This window comes from Polaribacter sp. IC073, assembly GCF_007997075.1.
Lineage (GTDB): Bacteria > Bacteroidota > Bacteroidia > Flavobacteriales > Flavobacteriaceae > Polaribacter.
In genome coordinates, this window is sequence record NZ_VORS01000001.1 from 200,930 (window position 1) to 219,949 (window position 19,020).

Sequence of the window (19,020 nt, forward strand, 5' to 3'; positions counted from 1 at the left end):
TTAGGTATTCTTAAAAGTTTGAGTTAATTATTGGGAAATAACTCTAGTTTATCCTTTTTCCATCTCTAGTTTTCTAGATTTATCGATGCACTTTGGTCTTGTAGGTCTTTTTATTATAGTTCCATCATCATCACCATTTCCTCCAAAAATTGCAGATGCATTTGTTAATTTTGAAATTGTAAATTTTTCTAATTTTAATTTGCTCATAATTTTATGTTTTTCATAAATGTAAAATAAATTCAATACTTAATTTACAAGAAACTTTAAAAATTACTCGATATTCATAAATATCGAGTAATTTTTAATAATTTTCTTCTAATTGTTTCATGAAAAAAGATGGTTTTACATTTGTAATTTTATAGAAAGCCTTTGAAAATGATTCTGAATTATTAAACCCTGCTTCTTCAGCTATAGCTTTAACAGTAAACTTTCGATAGAGACTATTCACTTTTAATTCACTAACTATAAAATTAATTCTTAAAGTATTTAGGTAATTTGAAAATGATAACCCTTTGTAATGATTAATAATCTTAGATAGATAATTAGTATTACTACTTAAATCTTTTGCTAAAGAATTAAGAGTTACTTTATTTGAAAGATATTTTTTATCAAGTTCAAACTTTTCTAATTTAAGAAGAACTTCATCAACAATATCTTTTGGAATATCAATATTATTACTATTATTGATAGTAGTAGTAGTAGTAGTAGTAGTAGTCATTATAATCTCCACTTTATTCTTGTAAAATTTTCTCTTCTTATACTGATGTCTTAAAATTAAAGAAACAATAATTAAAACAACAAATAAAGCTATTAAAACTATTAATGACATATGCTCTTTTTTCTGCATTGTTGCAATAATAATCTTTTTTTCTGCATTTAATTTTGGAATATCATATTCCTTATAAATTCTCTTATTTAGAAACAAACTATTTGTATTAATGATACTATCAAAAGCTATAAGTCTATTTACATATTTTAATTGGATTTCTAAATTTCCAGATTTTTTATAATGACTAATTAAAAATGAATATGCATCTTTTACAAAGGGAGAAACACTTTGTTCTATTTGGTGAATAGAATCAACTTTTTTAAAATATTTTAAAGCTTCTTTTTTATTGTCAATGACAATATTAGCATTCGCTAAATAGAAATAAGGGTATAATAAATATTTACTTTCTTTTTTTCTTTCAAAAAATTGTTTTTCTTTTTCTAATTTAATAATAGACTCTTGAATATTTTCTTCATTATAACTTGTAATTGCTTCATTTGTTAAGAAATGATGGTATGATATTGAATCTTTCAAAACCAATGATAATTTTTTTCCTTGCTCAGAATAAGTGCTTAAAGAATCTATATTATTAGTTTCCGTATAAATATTTGAAATTTCAATTAGGGAAAGTAGTTTATGGTTATTATCTTTTAATTTATTGGCATATTTTAAATTTTCTTTCAAGAGCTTTAATGCACCACTGTATTCTTTTATTTTTCTTTTTAAACAACCAATACTATAATTTGCTAGAACTATTAATTCAGAGTTGTTAGATTTTTTTGCGTATTCATTTACTATCAAATAATTATCAATAGCATTGACATAATCATATCTATCTTGAAAAAAATAAGCCTTGGTTAAGTAATCATAAGCAGGATGATAGGCATTTGGATTCTTTGAAGTTAAGCTTATTATGCTATCGCTATATTTTAGTACATTTATATCGTCGTAAAGACCAGCAAGCACATAATACCCTGTAATTATGTCATTTTTTGATTTATTGACTTTAGCTTTTCCTAAGAAAACTTTAATAATAGATTTTTTATCATCTATTTTTTTACTGCTTTCATAAAGATTGAATAATTCATCAGTTGATTTATTTTCTAAAGAATCAATATTTTGACCATAAAAAACTAAAGAATAACTAAAGCTTAGAAAGATTATTATATGTTTTCTTAATCTATACATTTTTATGTCTTATATGTTCTGATTTGTGTTTTCTAAATAAAAATCATAAAGAGTCATTTCGTAAAGTCTTTGGTTTGAAAGAAAGCATCTGTTTATACTCATATGAATAATACTTGGCAATAAATTATTAAGCATATTCTTTTTTTCTAATATCAATAATGAATCCAATACTTCTGAAAACCTATTTTCAAAAGGAAATATTAGATTTTTTTTACTTTGTAATTTAGGTATTAAATTTCTATACTTAAAACTCAACTTTTTTTTCATATTACTATCAACTTCAAACTCTCTCTGAAATTGTATTTTCATAATTTCTAAAAAGTTTAATAATTCCTTTTTATCCAAATTTAAAAAAATAAAAATCTTTTCTAGCCAAATAAATAATTGAATAAAACGCTCTTCGTCAGTTTTAGAGTTAATAATAATATTAGTTATTATTTCACTATCTAAATAAAACAACGTTTCAATTTTATCAAAATAATTTGTATCATATCTAATTACTTCTCTTTTATAATTTTCAATTTGTAATTTCCATATTTGATTGTCCTTAATATAAGAGGTTAGTAAGACCTTTAACTTTAAAACTACAATACTAAAGTTTTCTATGTCTTTTAGACGAAATCTAACTCTTAAATGTGGCTCAGGATCTAAATAGCGTATAAAAAACCATTTGTTGATTATATTATTATCAATCAATTCTGTTGTTAAAGGTTTTATAATTTCTATTAGTAAAATATCCGCAACTTTTACGCCAGAATAAATTTTGTAATAGAGCCATTCGTCTCCAGGTAGAAAATTTTTTTGTTTATCATTTCCTTTCATATACGGCTCTTAAAGTTTGGTGTTATTGTAATAAGAAACAATGAACTGATTGCAAAAAGAGTTTCCTTTTTCGTCTTTTATATTTTCATTATCAGAAAATAAAAATTCCTCCAATAAAAATTCTTTCATATTTTTTACCGTATTTAATAAAATACTTATTGATAAATCATTTTTCAAATTTATTAACAACTTATTATCACCTTCTACAAGTTCAACTAAATCGGGAATCATATTATCTATTTGCCACTTTCTTATTAAACTAGTACATTTTTCTTCAATGAACAACTCTTTAAATTTGTTAACATTTATTTTCCACTTAGCTTTAGAAAAAATCATATTTTCAAATTCAACTCTTGGTAAAAAAGAATAATTTTTAAAAATAGGGTTCCATCCAAAACCAATAACATCTCTTTTATCTTGAGTCTGAATGTCGCAAAGAAATTTATAAGTTGGTAAGGAATTTGAATCGTAATTATGTGCATTGCTTAACCTAGTGAGTATTTCTTTATCTAATTTCTTAGACTTTAAAATAATTTTATCATTTTTTATAGTTACTAAAATATCGGTAATAGGTATTTGATTTTTCAAAGGAACACTAGAATTGCCTAAATATGGTATTTCATAATTTCTAATAGCAGACCTATTTATAATGTTTCCAATTCGTGATTCAGGCAAATGAACAATTTCAGCTAGAATTTGGTTTGGATTTAATTTTTTTTCTAAATCTGAAACTTCTTTAATAAAAGAATTTACTTTATTATTATTATTAGCTGAAAACCTCCCCATCAAATAAGTAGCAGAAGTACCACCTGCATTGTCAATAAATACTTTCACATCGTCTTGCACTTTATAAATTTCTATTAATGAAGAAAATGTATCAGGTAAATCATTCCAACTTAATGGTAAATCTTTAAAGTCATCTTCATTTAAATGAAGAACATGTTCTCCTTTTAGTAGAGTATTTATTAATTTTTGCTGTAGAATATCATCTACATCTGTCCAAGTAAAATGCTTATATCTTTTAATAATTTTAGGAGAAAATATATCATCTAATAAATCATTAGAATCTTCTTTTTTAAAACCATAACCTAAGCCTGTTTCTGTATCTAAAACTAGATTTAAAGGAATTTCTTCGGAATCTTCAAAACGATTTAAAAAATCTCTTTTAAATTGCTCAATATTTCCATTTGAAGATGGCAAAGTCATTTTATTAAACAATACAAATACTTTCTTTAATTGCTTTTTAATGTTTTCATCTAAAGTATTTTCTTTAAAAGAAGTAAAAGTATCAGTCTGAAATAAATATTTAGTATCTAAATCTGGCACTAAATTCTTAGCTAAACTGATTATAGACTCATATAACTTTATACTGTTGCCAAATTTTGAATCTAATTTTTTTAGAGCTTTTTCTAAATCAAATAATTGAAAGTAAATTTCAGAAGCTTCTGGTATTTGTTTAATTCTATATAGTAGATTTTCAAAATAATCACCTCCTGTAACTGTAATTTCTAATTCTGATACTAAAATTTGATTGTCTATTAATTCTTCAACAAAACCTTTAGCTTCTTCATTTGTTATTTCAACATCAACTAATAATTTAGATAATTCATTAATTGTTTTCCCTGTTTTAGCTTCGTTTAAAATAGCTTCTAAATATTCAGAATGGACCAAACCTTCTAAAGCATAATTTCTTCTTTTATTCTCAATACTATATTCTACATACCTGTAATGATTTCCTATTTTATAAATACTTGTGTTTGGATAAAACAATACATTTTCCTTTATTACATCGATTTTTAATAACTCCTGAGATAGCTGATTTAAAAAAGTGGTATCAAAACGGGTATGTCTTTCATATACATTAGTGTTATTTAATTGAATATTTGTTTCATATCCAAATTCTCCAACACCACAAGAAGCAAATAAACCAAAAGGAGTACATCTACTAGAAATACGAGTAAAATATTTTAAAATAGAAAATTTTAGTTTTTCTATTTTTTGTTCATCTTGCAACTTTCCTTGCTCCCACTTTATTATTTGATTGTATAAATCTGGTGAAGCTAAAAAAATAGCTTCTCTAAAAACAACACTTTCTAATAAAATTTTAAAGTCAATTGAAGTAGAATTATAAATGTTTTTAATCTTAGAAAAAGGAAGTAATGGCGTTCTTAAACAATAACTATTGAATATTTGATACTTATTTTCTTTTTTCTTTAACAATTTAGCTCTTTTTTAAGAACAAAGATACATAAAACTTAAAAAAAGAAACTGAACAGTTTATCTAACTGACTTACATGTAATTAAGTAAAATACAGCTATTCGATATTTATAAATACAGTGTCCTTAATTTATGAATATCGACTTGCTTGGTTTGTTTTTCATCTCTTTCTGTTGTTAATTTGTAACGTAATTATCGGGAAGATTAAATATGAAAAGAAAAGTATTGTTGCGCAACAAATAGGCGAAAACCGAAAAGCCATAAATAGAGTAGGTATTAATTAAAATTTATATTTATGAAAAAATTAAATGATTTTTTAAAAGAATCTATTTTAGATTCTAATTCATCTAAAATATTTGGTGGGTTTAAAGATATTACTAGTGAGATTAAAAATGATAACAAAGAAGTGCTTTACACTGATATTCATCATGATAATGATGATGATGGAAAGTGGAGTTCGGGAGATTCATTTGAATTAACTATGGTTTAACTAAAAAAAAGAAAAATGAAAACATTAAAAAATTTTAAAGATAATCAGATAGAGTGTTCTATTTTTAACGGTGGGGGTGCTTTAGTGCCAATAGATACTCCACCAGGTATAGTTCAAGGAATGGCGTTCGGTAGCGATCAATTCTTTGATTCAGACCATGATCATCAATGGGGTAGTGGAGAAACTGTTACTTTTTTTTTCAATGATATGAGAGAGCAAAGAGGGTAGTAATCTATTTTTAAACTACACGAAAAATCGTGTAGTTTATTTAAATTATAAAATATGAAATTAATACTAACCTTGATTCTTTTTTCTTTATTTCATGTTAATTGTATTTCTCAAATCTCAAAAAAGATAATCATTCCAAAGAATTTACTTAATCAAATGAATGAAATGTTTGCTAATGACCAAAAGTATAGAACTTACATTTCAAAAAACAGGAGTAATCTTAAAAAATTTAAAAAAGATAGCCTTTGGAAATTGCAAAATGTAATAGACACCTACAATACCAAAAGATTGATTGTAATTATAAAACAATATGGGTATTTTGATTCAGGTAATTCAAATAGTAACATAGCCATTTATGCAATGTTAATGCATACACCAGATGAATTAAAAAAAGAAGTTACTGATTTAATAAATATTGAATATGAGAAAGGAAAAATAGATGAAGCTTCTTATGGTATGATTACTTGGCACTTAGAAGGGAGGCCAAAGCCAATTATAAACTTTAAAAAAACAGACTAAAATGATTTTGTTAATAAGTAGCAAGTATGATATTACAACTAGTACTGTTATAGATTGGCTTAATAAATATAAAGTAGAATATAAAAACTTAAATACTGAAGAGTTTAATTCCTTAAATTCATTTACTTTAAGTAATAGTAATATTAGTGTGGTAATTGATAAACTTGATTTTATTAATGTTAGTTGTGTTTGGCATAGAAAGGGAAGGTTAAGACACGTGCCTAACCAGTTGAATAATTTAGGTAATTACAGTAGCTATCTAAAAAAAGAAGAAGATGCGTTAATAAAATCGATAGAACTTTATTTGAAAGATACTGTAGAATATGTGGGTTCTTATTTAAAGGAAATTGAAAATTACAAACTTTTTAATTTAATTAAAGCAAAAGAAGTTGGGTTACAAATCCCTGAAACATTAATCACAACTTCAAAAACTGATTTATCTAATTTTTTGAATAAAAATGTTTCAATATCAAAAGATATTAGGTATTCCGTAGAAATTAAAACTAAAAAAGAATCTATATCTTCCTGTGGCACTTTTATTATTAAAAAAACAGATTTAGACCTGTTAGATGATAGTTTTGCTCCCATACTTGTTCAAAAACAGATAGAAAAAGAGTTTGAAATTAGAGTTTTCTTTTTTAAAGACAAGTTATATTCAATGGCAATATTTTCCCAGAATGATGAAAAGACAAAAATTGATTTTAGAAATTATAATCGTGAAAAACCTAACAGATGTGTCCCTTTCATTTTACCAAAAAAAATAGAAAAAAAAGTTATTGCATTTATGAGTAAAGTAAATCTTAAAACAGGTTCTATTGATATTATTTATACGACCTCTAAAGAATATGTTTTTTTAGAAGTAAATCCAATGGGTCAACTTGACTGGGTATCAAAAAACTGCAATTATTACATTGAAAAAAATATAGCTTCAGCCTTAATAGAAAATGGAATTAGAAAGAATTAAAAGAAAATTGCCTTTAACCATACAAAAGGGAAACATACATGTAAATAAGAATTCATCTAAAAGTGATTTTAACTCACAAGAGAAATTTATTTTTGTTAAAAAAATAAACTCAAATATTATTCCAGAAGGTTTTTACAAACCTATATCTAAAATGATTACAATAAATGAATCAGAATAAACCTTTTAAACTTTTTTCGAATTGTTTGCCCGTAAAGGTGCTAAAAGAAGTACTATATGCGATTTACAACGCAATGAAGTAAAATTAATTCCAAATGACTTGGTTGAAATTTTATTAAATTATGAAGGAAAAAAAATTAATGAAATCAAAAAATTATATAATAACGAATATGACTCAACTATTGAGGAATATTTTGAATTTCTTTTAGAAAATGAATTTATTTTCTTTACAGATAACCCAGAGTCATTTCCAAAATTAGATTTAAAATGGGACAACTCTTCTGCAATTACTAATGCAATAATCGACCGAGATTCTAAATCTGATTATGATATTATAAATGTTATAAATCAATTAGAAGAATTAAATTGTAAGCACATAGAAATAAGGTTATATGATTCTGTTGAATTAAATGAAATAACAGATATACTAAAATATCTTGATGAAACAGAATCTACAATAATCTCAGTTGATTTTACTTTACCATTTAGTAATTCTTTTACTAATTTAGAACAAATCATAAGTAAATACAAAAGATTAACTTCATTAAAAATATTTAGCTCGTTAGAAGAAAAATTTATCCCTCCTATTAATGGAAATATGGGTTATATTATTTATACAAAAAAAGAAATAAAAGACAATTCATGTTGCGGAGTAATTTCAAAAGATTTTTTTGTAGTAAATATGTCTCTTTTTACAGAAAGTAAAAATAATAATAGTTGTCTGAATCGGAAAATTGGTATAGATGTGGAAGGAAACATCAAAAACTGCCCTTCAATGAATCAAGTTTTTGGAAACTTATCTAAAGACTCATTAAAAAAGTCCATTCATAAAGATAAGTTTAAAAAGTATTGGAATATTACGAAAGATGACATAAAGGTTTGTAGAGATTGTGAATTTAAATATATATGCACTGATTGTAGAGTATTTGTAAAAAATAAAGATAATATATATCCTAAACCACTAAAATGTGGCTATAATCCTTATACAAATAAATGGGAAGAATGGAGTAAAAATGATCTAATAAATATATAAAATATTTTAGAGAACAAAGGCGTAGCTGAAAACCTTAATTAATAGAGTAAGCTTAACTAAATTATTTCAATTATGAAAAAATTATTTCAAGAAAATTTCAAAAAACATGAATTAACCAATCCTTCAAATATTAATGGAGGATGTTGTGGTAACACATCATACAAAACATCATCAGGAAAATCTGGTTCTGATGTATATCACGATACTGATGATGATGGTAAGTTAAACAAAGGTGATGATGTTTTACTTGATAATGGTCAATGGATTGTAAAAAATTAATTTTAGTAACTCCCTTTATCTAAAAAAGATAAAGGGATAATATCTTTTTAATGAAATTATTCAAACTATTATTATTTTTAAGCGTACTTTTTTCTTGCCAATCTAAAGAGGTTAATAACAAAATGCTATGCGAAACTATTTCTAAAATTGGAAAGGACGATCAATTATACAGGAAAAATAAATTGATGGAAGATTCTTTTTTTAAGGTTTTTGATTCAATAATAGAAAAGGAGGGTATTTCTAAAAAAGAATACATAAAATTTTCCAAAGAGAAACAATTATCTTATGGCAAAAAAATTAGAAAAATTGTAAATTTATTAAAAGATAAAAATCAGAAAAAACAAGATTCTTTAATGAGTTTACAAATAGACTTAGATAATCAAAATACAGAAAAGCTAATCAAAATCATAGAAGAATATGGTTTCCCAGACAAAGAAAAGCTTAATTGTAAAGAATACATAGCTCCTTTTTTAGTTTTTGTTCATTCTCAAGAAAAATATTGGAAAAAAATTGAAAAGGTAATTAATATTGAGAAAAATAAAGGTAGAATATCTCAAGGGGATTATGATTATATAATGTGGCATCTTAATGGAAGAAAAGGGTCTCCAATAAATTTAAAAAAATAATTAATAATAAGTTTGAAAAAATTTCCACATTATAAACAATCTGACCAAAAAGATTGTGGTCCTACTTGCTTAAAGATAATTAGCAAATATTTTGGTAAGGTTATTTCTATTCAAGCATTAAGAAAACATGCAGAAACTACTAGAACAGGAAGTAGCTTATTGGGTTTAAGTGAGGCTGCTGAAAAATTAGGTCTTAGAAGTTTAGGTGTTAAAATATCTTTAGAAAAATTATTAGAAGCTCCTTTACCTTGTATTTTACATTGGAATAAAAACCATTACGTGGTTTTATATAAAATTAAAAAAGGCAACTTCTACATTTCTGATCCTGCTCATGGTTTGTTAAAGTACAACCAAGAAGATTTTTTAAAAAATTGGATTGGTAATAATGCATATGAAACAACAGAAGAAGGAGTTGCTTTACTAGTAGAACCAACACCTAAATTTTATAATTCAGAATTTGATTCAGCAAAAAAATCGTTAGGTTTTTCTTTTTTGTTTAAATATCTTTTTAGTTACAAAAAATTACTGATTCAGTTAATTATTGGTCTATTAGCAGGAAGTTTGCTACAACTAATTTTTCCTTTTTTAACGCAAAGTATTGTAGATGTTGGTATTCAAAATCAAGATATACATTTTATATATTTAATCCTATTTGCTCAATTAGCATTGTTCTTTGGAAAAACAGCCGTTGAAGTTATTCGAGGTTGGATATTATTACATTTAAGCACTCGTATAAACATTTCATTAGTTTCAGATTTTTTTATCAAACTAATGAATTTGCCAATTGCCTTTTTTGATACTCGAATGACTGGAGATATTCTACAGCGTATCAATGACCATAAGCGAATTGAACGTATTTTAACAACATCCTCTTTAAACGTTTTATTTTCCTTAATGAATTTAATAATCTTCAGTCTTGTACTTGGGTATTATAATTGGCAAATATTTGCCATTTTTTTAATAGGTAGTTTTTTCTATTTTTTATGGATTCTTATCTTTTTAAAGAAACGTAGAGATTTAGATTACAAGCGATTTTCTCAAGTGAGTCAAGAACAGTCTAAGGTAATTGAGTTAATCAATGGCATGCAAGAAATTAAATTACACAATGCAGAGAAGCAAAAACGTTGGTCTTGGGAATATTTACAAGCTCGCTTATTTAAAATATCCATAGAAGGTTTAGCTTTAGAACAATATCAAAACGTAGGTTCAGGTTTTATCAATGAACTTAAAAATATCTTAATTACTGTATTATCCGCAAAATTAGTTATTGATGGAGACATTACTTTAGGGATGATGTTAGCCATTACTTATATTGTGGGGCAGTTAAACGCTCCTGTTGGGCAGTTAATAGGTTTTATAAGAGAACTACAAGATGCTAAAATTTCTCTAGAACGTTTGTCTGAAATCCATGAAAAAGAAGATGAAGAACCCCTAAATGAAGAACGTATTTCTGAAATACCAAACAATTCAAATATCAATTTAAATAAAGTATCTTATAGATATATAGGTTCAGACCAAATGGTATTACAAGAATTAGATTTAGAAATTCCTGCAAATAAAATTACTGCCATTGTTGGTGTTAGCGGAAGTGGAAAAACTACTTTAATGAAGTTGTTACTAAAATTCTATAACCCTAATGCAGGTGAAGTTAAATTAGGTAATTATAACTTAAATACGATTTCTCAGAAAACTTGGCGAAGCCAATGTGGTGTAGTAATGCAAGAAGGATATATTTTTAGCGATACAATAGCTAATAATATTGCTGTAGGTGAAGATTATATAGACAAACAAAAATTATCTCATGCAGTAGATGTTGCAAATATTCAAGATTTTATAGAGAGTTTACCATTATCTTATAATACAAAAATAGGTATGGAAGGCGTTGGATTAAGTACAGGACAAAAACAACGATTATTAATTGCCAGGGCTGTTTACAAAAACCCTAGTTATTTATTTTTTGATGAAGCAACTTCTGCATTAGATGCAAATAATGAAAAAGTAATTATGGAAAAACTACATACTTTTTTTAAAAACAAAACAGTTGTTGTTATTGCACATCGATTAAGTACAGTAAAAAATGCGCATCAAATAGTAGTTTTAGATAAAGGGAAAATTGTAGAGATTGGGAATCATCAATCTTTAATTAAAGAAAAAGGAAGTTATTATCATTTAGTGAAAAATCAACTAGAATTAGGTAAATAAATGTCAAACAAAATAGAAGACATAGAATTAAGAAGTGAAGAAGTTCAAGAGATTCTTACAAAAGTACCCAATTGGATGATTCGTTGGGGAAATACGCTATTCTTACTTTTAATTGTAATGCTTTTAGCATTGTCTTGGTTTGTAAAATACCCAGATATTATTACTTCAGAAGCAATCATTACTACTAAAATTCCACCTGAAAAAGAGTATGCAAGTATTACAGGTAAAATTGATACTATTTTCGTCAAAGACGGAGAAAAATCTTATAAAAATCAAGCGTTAGCTATTATAGAAAATACAGCAAATTATACAGATGTTTTCTTTTTGAAATCTGTTGTAGATAATATGAAAATCCAAAAACAATCGTTTTACTTCCCAATTGATAAGATGCCAATTTTATTCTTAGGAGATATTGAAACAAGTTATGCCGTTTTTGAGAATAATTATATTCAATATATTTTAAATAAAGAATTAGATCCGTTTTCTAATGAAGCTAATGCAAATAAAATTACAACAACTGAACTTAATAGGCGTTTAATCAATCTTCAATCTCAAAAATCACTAAATAAAAAAGAATTAGAGTTCAACCAAAAAGATTTGAAAAGAAGTAAATATCTTTTTGATAAGGGTGTAATTTCTGAAAAGGAATATGAAAATAAACAATTAGAATATCTTCAGAAAGAAAGAAGCTATAAAAACATGTCTTCTTCAATCTCTCAATTAAGAGAGTCAATTTCTAATAGTAAAAAAACTTTAAAAGGAACAGAAATATCTCGTATTCGTGAAGAAATGACACTACTTAAAAATGTAATTCAATCTTTTAATCAATTGAAGAAAAGTATTAAAGATTGGGAAATGAAGTATGTGTTAAATTCTGAAATGGATGGTAAAGTATCTTTTTTTAATTACTGGAGTGAAAATCAAACTGTAAATCAAGGAGATTTAGTGTTTACAATTATTCCAAATGAAAAATCTTCTTATATAGCCAAATTAAAAACTCCTGCTCAAAATTTAGGTAAAGTAAAAATTGGACAAATAGTAAATTTAAAATTACAAAATTATCCAGATTATGAATTTGGAGTTTTAAAAGGTGTTGTAAATAATATTTCAGAAATTTCCAATAAAGATGGTTTTTATATGATTGATGTTTCTTTACCAGATAAATTAATTACTTCTTATAATAAAGAAATAAAATTCAAACAAGAAATGCGCGGAACCGCAGAAATTATAACAGAGGACTTAAGATTAATTGAACGTTTTTTTTATCAGTTTAATAAGATTATAAAACGTTAAGAAAACTCACTACTCATTTTTAAAATAAAAAACCTTAATTTCATTGATGAAATTAAGGTTTTTTGAGGTGTCTAGCGGATTCGAACCGCTGTACATGGTTTTGCAAACCATTGCCTAGCCACTCGGCCAAGACACCTTTTAAATTTTAAAACTTATTTCTAATAAATTAGAAAGCTGTTTTAAGGATTGCAAATTTACGAAAATTTACAAGTATTGCAAGCATTTTTTTATCTTATCGCTTTTTTGTGAGAATAATGACTACTTCTTCTACGTTTCCGCCAATTGGTGGGTTTATTTTTGCTACAGAAACTTTGGCACTTTTTATCTTTCTAATTTCTTTAAAAAGACGATTTAGAATGCGTTGTGCAACCTCTTCTAGAAGCTTCGAACGAATGGCCATTTCTTCTTTTACAATATGATTTAAATGTACATAATCTACCGTGTCTGCCAATTCATCTGTTTTTGCAGACTTTCTTAAACTTGCCTTAACCTCCACATCTACTCGGTATTCACTTCCTATTTTAGCCTCTTCATCTAAGCAACCGTGAAATGCATATAATTTGATATTGTTTACTTGTATAACCCCCATTTATTCTTCTTTATTTGAAATGCTTTCAATTTTTTCCCACATTTTATCTGAGTTTAATCTAAAAGATCCTTTAAACTCTAAACTCCATTCGTTAGGTTCTATAATTGATAAAAATAATTCTTCTTTTTTATTTATATATAAGTGATATGTTTCGCCAATAATAGGCTCAAAACCAAATTTGGCATTGTACAACATGTCATTGTATTGAAATTTTTCCATCAACAACTCATACTCCTTTCTTACTTCTTCGAATTTTCCTTTGAGTATTTTATTGGTACGTCTCACACCATCTGCCGTCCAAGTTGCAGTATTTGTTGGTTTAATTACTGGCGAACTTGCAGAGGTTCCGTAGGGTTTTAAAGCCGCGTCATACTTCTGTGTTTCTTCATTAAAAACAACTAAATCTGGCTTTTTTTCTGCGTCTTTCTTCATTTTACAAAATTACGACAAAAAACAAGTACCTAAGTAGCTTTTTTAGAACTTTAAATGGAAAGTATGCCAGCGTTAAGGATTGAAACGGCATCCTTTTTATTTTTTTTCTAAATAAAAAGATATAGTGAAAAGCCTGACCAAGCTTTTTTGCTTGGTAACGCCCAAGAATCGTAAATGATCACTTTTAAGGTCCTGAAATAAATTTAGAATTACATAACCAATTTTAAATTAGGCCTGAAGAAGGTTCAAAATTAAGTTTCATTAACTCGTGAAAAAATCGAAAACATTGCTAATACCGCTTGTTTTGGTTTTGTAGAATTCGGTGTAGGTACAACGTGTACAAGTTACGCTGGTAAATTTCTGATTTTGAATATCAAAGATTTTCGATAAGGTTCCGCCAGTTGCACGCATTTCTCCTAATTTATAGGTTTTCGAGTCGCATTTCGGACAGGTATAATTTCTAATTTGATTGCTCATAGGAAATAGTGTTTGGTTATTAGTTGCTGAATTTACAATTTTGTTACAAACTCTCAATACCAATGAAGTATTTTATGTAATTTTGTGTTCTAATTTTTTCATATAAAACGATGTCTGAAGAGAAAAAATCGCTCAATTTTTTAGAGCATATTATTGAAGAGGATTTAGCAAACGGAATGCCAAAAGAAAATTTACGTTTTCGTTTTCCGCCAGAACCAAATGGGTATTTGCATATTGGTCACACCAAAGCAATCGGAATTAGTTTCGGTTTGGGAGAGACGTATAATGCGCCTGTAAACTTACGTTTTGACGATACAAATCCTGCAAAAGAAGAACAAGAGTATGTAGATGCGATTAAGAAAGATATTTCTTGGTTGGGCTATTCTTGGGCAAATGAATGTTATTCTTCAGACTATTTTCAGCAATTGTTCGATTGGGCAGTTTTGTTGATAAAAGATGGAAAAGCGTATGTAGATTCTCAATCTTCGGAAGAAATGAGAGCGCAAAAAGGGACGCCAACCAAGGTTGGTACAAATAGCCCTTTTAGAACGCGTTCTGTCTCAGAAAACTTAGAATTATTCCAGGGAATGAAAGACGGAAAATTTAAGGAGGGGGAACATACTTTGCGTGCAAAGATTGATATGGAGAACCCAAATATGTTACTGCGCGATCCTTTAATGTACAGAGTGATGTACAAGTCTCACCATAGAACTGGTACAGATTGGTGTATTTACCCAATGTACGATTGGACGCATGGTGAGAGTGATTATATCGAACAAATTTCACATTCTTTGTGTTCTTTAGAGTTTAAACCTCACAGAGAATTGTACAATTGGTTTCGTGATAATGTGGTTGATTATAGCAGATCTGAATACCCAAATCCGCCAAAACAACGTGAGTTTTCTCGTTTGAATTTGAGTTACACAATTATGAGCAAACGTAAATTGTTAACTTTGGTTGAAAACGGAATTGTTGCTGGTTGGGACGACCCTAGAATGCCAACAATTTCTGGTTTAAGAAGACGTGGTTACACTCCAGAATCTATCAAAAGTTTTATTGAAACTGTTGGTGTTTCTAAACGTGAAAATGTAATTGATGTAGCGCTTTTAGAGTTTAAAATTCGTGAGGATTTAAATAAAACGGCTAAGAGAGTGATGGGAGTTTTAGATCCTGTGAAAGTGATTATTGATAATTATCCTGAAGAACAAGAAGAAATGTTAACGGCTGATTATAATGATTACGAAGATGGTTTTGGAACTAGAGAAGTTCCTTTTTCTAGAGAAATTTACATAGAACGTGAAGATTTTAGAGAAGAAGCGAACAAGAAATTCTTTCGTTTGAAACTAGGAAAAGAAGTCCGTTTAAAAAACGCATATTTCATTACAGCAACTAGTTGTGAAAAAGATGAAAATGGAGAAATTACCGTTATTCATTGTACGTATGATCCGTTGACAAAATCTGGAATGGACACCGAAGAAAGCAAGCGTAAAGTAAAAGGTACTTTACATTGGGTTTCTGTAAAACATGCTATAAAAGCAGAAGTGAGAGCTTATGACAGATTGTTTTTAGATGAAGCGCCAGACTCTCATAAAGACAAATATTTTATGGAATTTATAAACCCTGATTCATTAGAAGTGATTACCGCTTTTGTAGAACCGAGTTTACAAACGGCAAAAATTGGAGAACGTTTTCAGTTTCAACGTATGGGGTATTTTAATGTTGATGATGATTCAACTGCAGACAATTTAGTCTTTAACAAGATTGTTGGATTACGTGATTCTTGGGGAGGAAAATAGTTTATTTTAGTAGCAGTATTTAGCAGCAGTTTTCATACTTGCTGTTTTGCTACTGAAAATATAATATTTATTTAAAAATACAAATTATGAAAAAATTACTTTTTTTATCAATCTTTATCTTTACGCTTTCTTGTTCTAATAAAAAAGAAGCAAAAAAAGTGGTAGAAATTTCTTGTGGCCAATGTCAGTTTGCACTAGATAGTCAAGATGGTTGCGATTTAGCAGTTCGTATAGACGAGCAAGCTTATTTTGTTGATAGTTTTAATATTGATGATTTTGGTGATGCTCATGCTGAACACACAGGTTTTTGCGAAGTAGTTAGAAAAGCAGAAGTTTCTGGCGTTGTAGAAAACGGACGTTTTAAAGCGACTTCTATAAAGTTGGTAGACGATTTAGAGTAACAACTTTAGATACAAAAATGAAGATAAAAAAAAATCCGAAGTAAAATCTTTACTTCGGATTTTTTTTATACTAGTGACTGATTACTACAAACTGTAAACTAAATTATGGCGCAGGATTTGGAATTTCTTTATGTACTACTTCAATTTCTTTTAAAATATCTTCAGACAACTCTATATTTATAGAGTTTATATTTTCTTTTAATTGACTCATTTTTGTTGCTCCAATAATATTACTAGTTACAAATGGCAATTGATTAATAAAAGCCAAAGACATTTCTGATGATGTTAAACCATATTTTTTTGCAATTTCCTCATATCTTTTAACGGCTTTTAAAGAACCATCTCCGGTATAGCGTGCTATAAAACGTGGAAATAAATTTCCTCTAGAACCTTCTGGAGATTTACCATCTAAATACTTACCAGACAAAACACCTTGTGCCAAAGGAGAATATACTAATAAGCCTATATTTTCTCTCAATGAAATTTCAGACATAGCAACCTCATAAGATCTATGAATTAGAGAATATGAATTTTGAATAGAAACTGGTCTTACTAGATTATTTGAAGTTGCAGTTTCTAAATATTTCATGGTTCCCCAAGGAGTTTCATTAGAAAGCCCAATAGATTTGATAGTACCTGCTTTTACAAAATCATTTAATGTTTCTAATATTTCTAAATGATTTTCTGCTTCTTTAGAAGCTGTTTTAAAAGGATAATCTCTTTCGCCAAAACAATTTACACCTCTATCTGGCCAATGCAATTGATACAAATCTAAATAATCTGTTTTTAACCTTTTTAAACTTCCTTCTACTGCTTCTATTATGTTATTTTTATTAAATCCGCCTGTTCTTATATGTTTTGTATAGTCGCCACCACCAGCAATTTTACTAGCTAAAACTACTTTTTCTCTGTTTCCTGTTTTTTGAAACCAATTACCAATAATTCTTTCTGTATCTGCATATGTTTTAGGATTAGATGGTACCGGATATAATTCTGCAGTGTCAAAAAAATTAATTCCCTGTTCTAAGGCATAATCCATCTGCTCGAAACCATCTTCTTGTGAGTTTTGATTTCCCCAAGTCATGGTCCCTAAACAAATCTTAGATACTTTAATATCTGAGTTTCCTAATTTTGTATATTTCATATATATGTAAAGTGTATACGTTCTTTATTTTAGTTGTGAAATTTATTAATACCTCACAACAAAACTAAGACTTATTCGTCTTTAAAACAATTAGCGTGTAATTTTAAAAATTACACGCTAATTGTTTCTATAAATATTATTTATCTACTACTTCAAAATAGCATCAATTCCTGGCAATGTTTTTCCTTCTAACATTTCTAACATAGCACCACCACCAGTAGAAACATAACTTACTTTATCTGCAAAACCAAATTGCTTCACAGCAGCAACAGAATCTCCACCACCAACTAAAGAAAACGCTCCGTTTTTGGTTGCTTTGTCTATTGAATGTCCTAATGCAATGGTTCCTCCTGCAAAAGATTCCATTTCAAAAACACCCAAAGGTCCGTTCCATAAAATGGTTTTACATTTATTTACAACTGTATCAAAAATTTCTCTAGATTTTGGTCCAGCATCAACACCTTCCCAACCCTCAGGAATTTCATTAATAGCGCAAATTTGTGTATTAGCATCGTTAGAAAAATCATCTGCAGCAATTACGTCTACGGGTATATGAACTTCTACTCCTTTTGCTTTTGCTTGTTTTAAAATAGCAAGTGCTAATTCCATTTTATCATCTTCACAAATAGAATTACCAATTTTTCCTCCCTGTGCTTTTATAAAAGTAAAACTCATTCCACCACCAATAATTAAGTGGTCTACTTTGTCTAAAATATTTTCAATCACTGTAATTTTAGAAGATACTTTTGCACCTCCTAAAATTGCCAAAACTGGTTTTTCAGAATTGTTTAATACTTTATCTATACTTTCTATTTCTCTTGCTAATAAGTTTCCGAAGCATTTATTTCCTTCAAAAAACTGCGCAATAATTGTTGTTGACGCATGTGCTCTGTGAGCAGTTCCAAAAGCATCATTTACATAAATATCACCAAATTTTGATAATTTCTCTGCAAAAGCAACATCTCCTTTTGTTTCTTCTTCATAATAACGAAGATTTTCTAGTAGTAAAATCTCTCCAGCTTCTAAATTAGCCACTGCTGCTTCTACTTTATCTCCAATACAATCTTCTACAAATTTTACATTGCAACCAATAACATCTACCACAGATTTTACAATGTGCTTTAAAGAAAATTCTTCTTGAAATCCTTTAGGACGTCCTAAATGAGACATTAAAACACAGCTTCCTCCTTGTTCTAAAATATCTATAATTGTAGATTTTGCAGCCTGAATTCTAGTATCATCAGTTACTTCAAATTTATCATTTAAAGGCACGTTAAAATCAACGCGAATTATTGCTTTTTTATTTTCAAAATTAAAGTCTTTCAGTGTTTTCATTATGGATTGTTTTCAACAAAAATACCGAATTGTTTACA

At 27.6% G+C, this 19,020-nt stretch carries 21 protein-coding genes and 1 tRNA gene; 12 read left to right on the forward strand and 10 right to left on the reverse strand.

Going from position 1 to position 19,020, the window contains the following annotated elements:
* Window positions 1–48 precede the first annotated feature (48 nt).
* The 4 genes from ES045_RS16265 to ES045_RS00820 form a co-directional block, all read right to left on the reverse strand.
* Window positions 49–207, reverse strand: a complete 159-nt coding sequence (locus ES045_RS16265; RefSeq protein ID WP_189662990.1) for a hypothetical protein — start codon at window positions 205–207, stop codon at window positions 49–51.
* 94 nt (window positions 208–301) lie between these two features.
* Window positions 302–1,957 carry a helix-turn-helix domain-containing protein gene (locus ES045_RS00810; RefSeq protein WP_147110905.1) on the reverse strand — a complete coding sequence of 552 codons (1,656 nt, stop codon included), beginning with the start codon at window positions 1,955–1,957 and terminating at the stop codon, window positions 302–304.
* Window positions 1,958–1,966: 9 nt separating this feature from the next.
* The gene (locus ES045_RS00815) at window positions 1,967–2,779 is read right to left on the reverse strand and encodes a thiopeptide-type bacteriocin biosynthesis protein (protein ID WP_147110908.1); all 813 of its coding nucleotides are present in this window, start codon (window positions 2,777–2,779) and stop codon (window positions 1,967–1,969) included.
* Window positions 2,780–2,788: 9 nt separating this feature from the next.
* Window positions 2,789–4,999 carry a lantibiotic dehydratase family protein gene (locus ES045_RS00820; RefSeq protein WP_147110911.1) on the reverse strand — a complete coding sequence of 737 codons (2,211 nt, stop codon included), beginning with the start codon at window positions 4,997–4,999 and terminating at the stop codon, window positions 2,789–2,791.
* Window positions 5,000–5,292: 293 nt separating this feature from the next.
* Between ES045_RS00820 and ES045_RS00825 the strand changes: the two genes are divergently transcribed.
* The 10 genes from ES045_RS00825 to ES045_RS00870 all read left to right on the forward strand — a co-directional run bounded on the left by ES045_RS00825 (window position 5,293) and on the right by ES045_RS00870 (window position 12,808).
* The gene (locus tag ES045_RS00825) at window positions 5,293–5,487 is read left to right on the forward strand and encodes a hypothetical protein (RefSeq protein ID WP_147110914.1); all 195 of its coding nucleotides are present in this window, start codon (window positions 5,293–5,295) and stop codon (window positions 5,485–5,487) included.
* A gap of 15 nt (window positions 5,488–5,502) precedes the next feature.
* Window positions 5,503–5,715 carry a hypothetical protein gene (locus tag ES045_RS00830; protein WP_147110918.1) on the forward strand — a complete coding sequence of 71 codons (213 nt, stop codon included), beginning with the start codon at window positions 5,503–5,505 and terminating at the stop codon, window positions 5,713–5,715.
* A 54-nt stretch (window positions 5,716–5,769) separates the two neighbouring features.
* Window positions 5,770–6,234 carry a hypothetical protein gene (locus tag ES045_RS00835; RefSeq protein ID WP_147110921.1) on the forward strand — a complete coding sequence of 155 codons (465 nt, stop codon included), beginning with the start codon at window positions 5,770–5,772 and terminating at the stop codon, window positions 6,232–6,234.
* Window position 6,235: 1 nt separating this feature from the next.
* Window positions 6,236–7,198 (forward strand): grasp-with-spasm system ATP-grasp peptide maturase, encoded by a 963-nt coding sequence (gene gwsG, locus ES045_RS00840; protein WP_147110924.1) that lies wholly within the window; start codon window positions 6,236–6,238, stop codon window positions 7,196–7,198.
* Window positions 7,179–7,376 (forward strand): hypothetical protein, encoded by a 198-nt coding sequence (locus ES045_RS00845; RefSeq protein ID WP_147110927.1) that lies wholly within the window; start codon window positions 7,179–7,181, stop codon window positions 7,374–7,376. Before gwsG ends, ES045_RS00845 begins: the two co-directional genes overlap by 20 nt.
* 21 nt (window positions 7,377–7,397) lie before the next feature.
* Complete coding sequence (gene gwsS, locus ES045_RS00850; protein ID WP_147110930.1) at window positions 7,398–8,408, forward strand: grasp-with-spasm system SPASM domain peptide maturase; 1,011 nt, start codon at window positions 7,398–7,400, stop codon at window positions 8,406–8,408.
* Window positions 8,409–8,480: 72 nt separating this feature from the next.
* Complete coding sequence (locus tag ES045_RS00855; RefSeq protein WP_147110933.1) at window positions 8,481–8,687, forward strand: hypothetical protein; 207 nt, start codon at window positions 8,481–8,483, stop codon at window positions 8,685–8,687.
* A gap of 185 nt (window positions 8,688–8,872) precedes the next feature.
* Complete coding sequence (locus tag ES045_RS00860; protein WP_147110936.1) at window positions 8,873–9,313, forward strand: hypothetical protein; 441 nt, start codon at window positions 8,873–8,875, stop codon at window positions 9,311–9,313.
* 12 nt (window positions 9,314–9,325) lie between these two features.
* A complete protein-coding gene (locus ES045_RS00865) occupies window positions 9,326–11,515 on the forward strand; it encodes a peptidase domain-containing ABC transporter (RefSeq protein ID WP_147110939.1) in 2,190 nt (729 codons plus the stop codon).
* Window positions 11,516–12,808 (forward strand): HlyD family secretion protein, encoded by a 1,293-nt coding sequence (locus tag ES045_RS00870; RefSeq protein WP_147110942.1) that lies wholly within the window; start codon window positions 11,516–11,518, stop codon window positions 12,806–12,808.
* A gap of 65 nt (window positions 12,809–12,873) precedes the next feature.
* On the opposite strand, the gene ES045_RS00875 is transcribed toward ES045_RS00870, so the two are convergent.
* From ES045_RS00875 to ES045_RS00885, 4 genes are all read right to left on the reverse strand, one after another.
* Window positions 12,874–12,944 (reverse strand) — tRNA-Cys (locus tag ES045_RS00875).
* 96 nt (window positions 12,945–13,040) lie between these two features.
* Window positions 13,041–13,397 carry a dihydroneopterin aldolase gene (folB, locus tag ES045_RS16270; protein ID WP_189662991.1) on the reverse strand — a complete coding sequence of 119 codons (357 nt, stop codon included), beginning with the start codon at window positions 13,395–13,397 and terminating at the stop codon, window positions 13,041–13,043.
* Window positions 13,398–13,829 (reverse strand): DUF2452 domain-containing protein, encoded by a 432-nt coding sequence (locus tag ES045_RS16275; RefSeq protein WP_189662992.1) that lies wholly within the window; start codon window positions 13,827–13,829, stop codon window positions 13,398–13,400.
* A gap of 261 nt (window positions 13,830–14,090) precedes the next feature.
* A complete protein-coding gene (locus ES045_RS00885) occupies window positions 14,091–14,306 on the reverse strand; it encodes a zinc ribbon domain-containing protein (protein ID WP_147110945.1) in 216 nt (71 codons plus the stop codon).
* A gap of 110 nt (window positions 14,307–14,416) precedes the next feature.
* Here ES045_RS00885 and ES045_RS00890 point away from each other — a divergent pair, with 110 nt between their 5' ends.
* Window positions 14,417–16,102: a glutamine--tRNA ligase/YqeY domain fusion protein gene (locus ES045_RS00890; protein WP_147110948.1), complete on the forward strand. Its 1,686-nt coding sequence runs from the start codon at window positions 14,417–14,419 to the stop codon at window positions 16,100–16,102.
* 86 nt (window positions 16,103–16,188) lie between these two features.
* Entirely contained in the window at window positions 16,189–16,503 is a 315-nt protein-coding gene (locus ES045_RS00895) for a DUF6370 family protein (protein ID WP_147110951.1), read from the forward strand.
* A 103-nt stretch (window positions 16,504–16,606) separates the two neighbouring features.
* Here ES045_RS00895 and ES045_RS00900 read toward each other — a convergent pair whose 3' ends face one another.
* Window positions 16,607–17,647 carry an aldo/keto reductase gene (locus ES045_RS00900; protein WP_147110954.1) on the reverse strand — a complete coding sequence of 347 codons (1,041 nt, stop codon included), beginning with the start codon at window positions 17,645–17,647 and terminating at the stop codon, window positions 16,607–16,609.
* 147 nt (window positions 17,648–17,794) lie between these two features.
* Window positions 17,795–18,982: a phosphoglycerate kinase gene (locus ES045_RS00905; RefSeq protein WP_147110957.1), complete on the reverse strand. Its 1,188-nt coding sequence runs from the start codon at window positions 18,980–18,982 to the stop codon at window positions 17,795–17,797.
* Window positions 18,983–19,020: the final 38 nt, after the last annotated feature.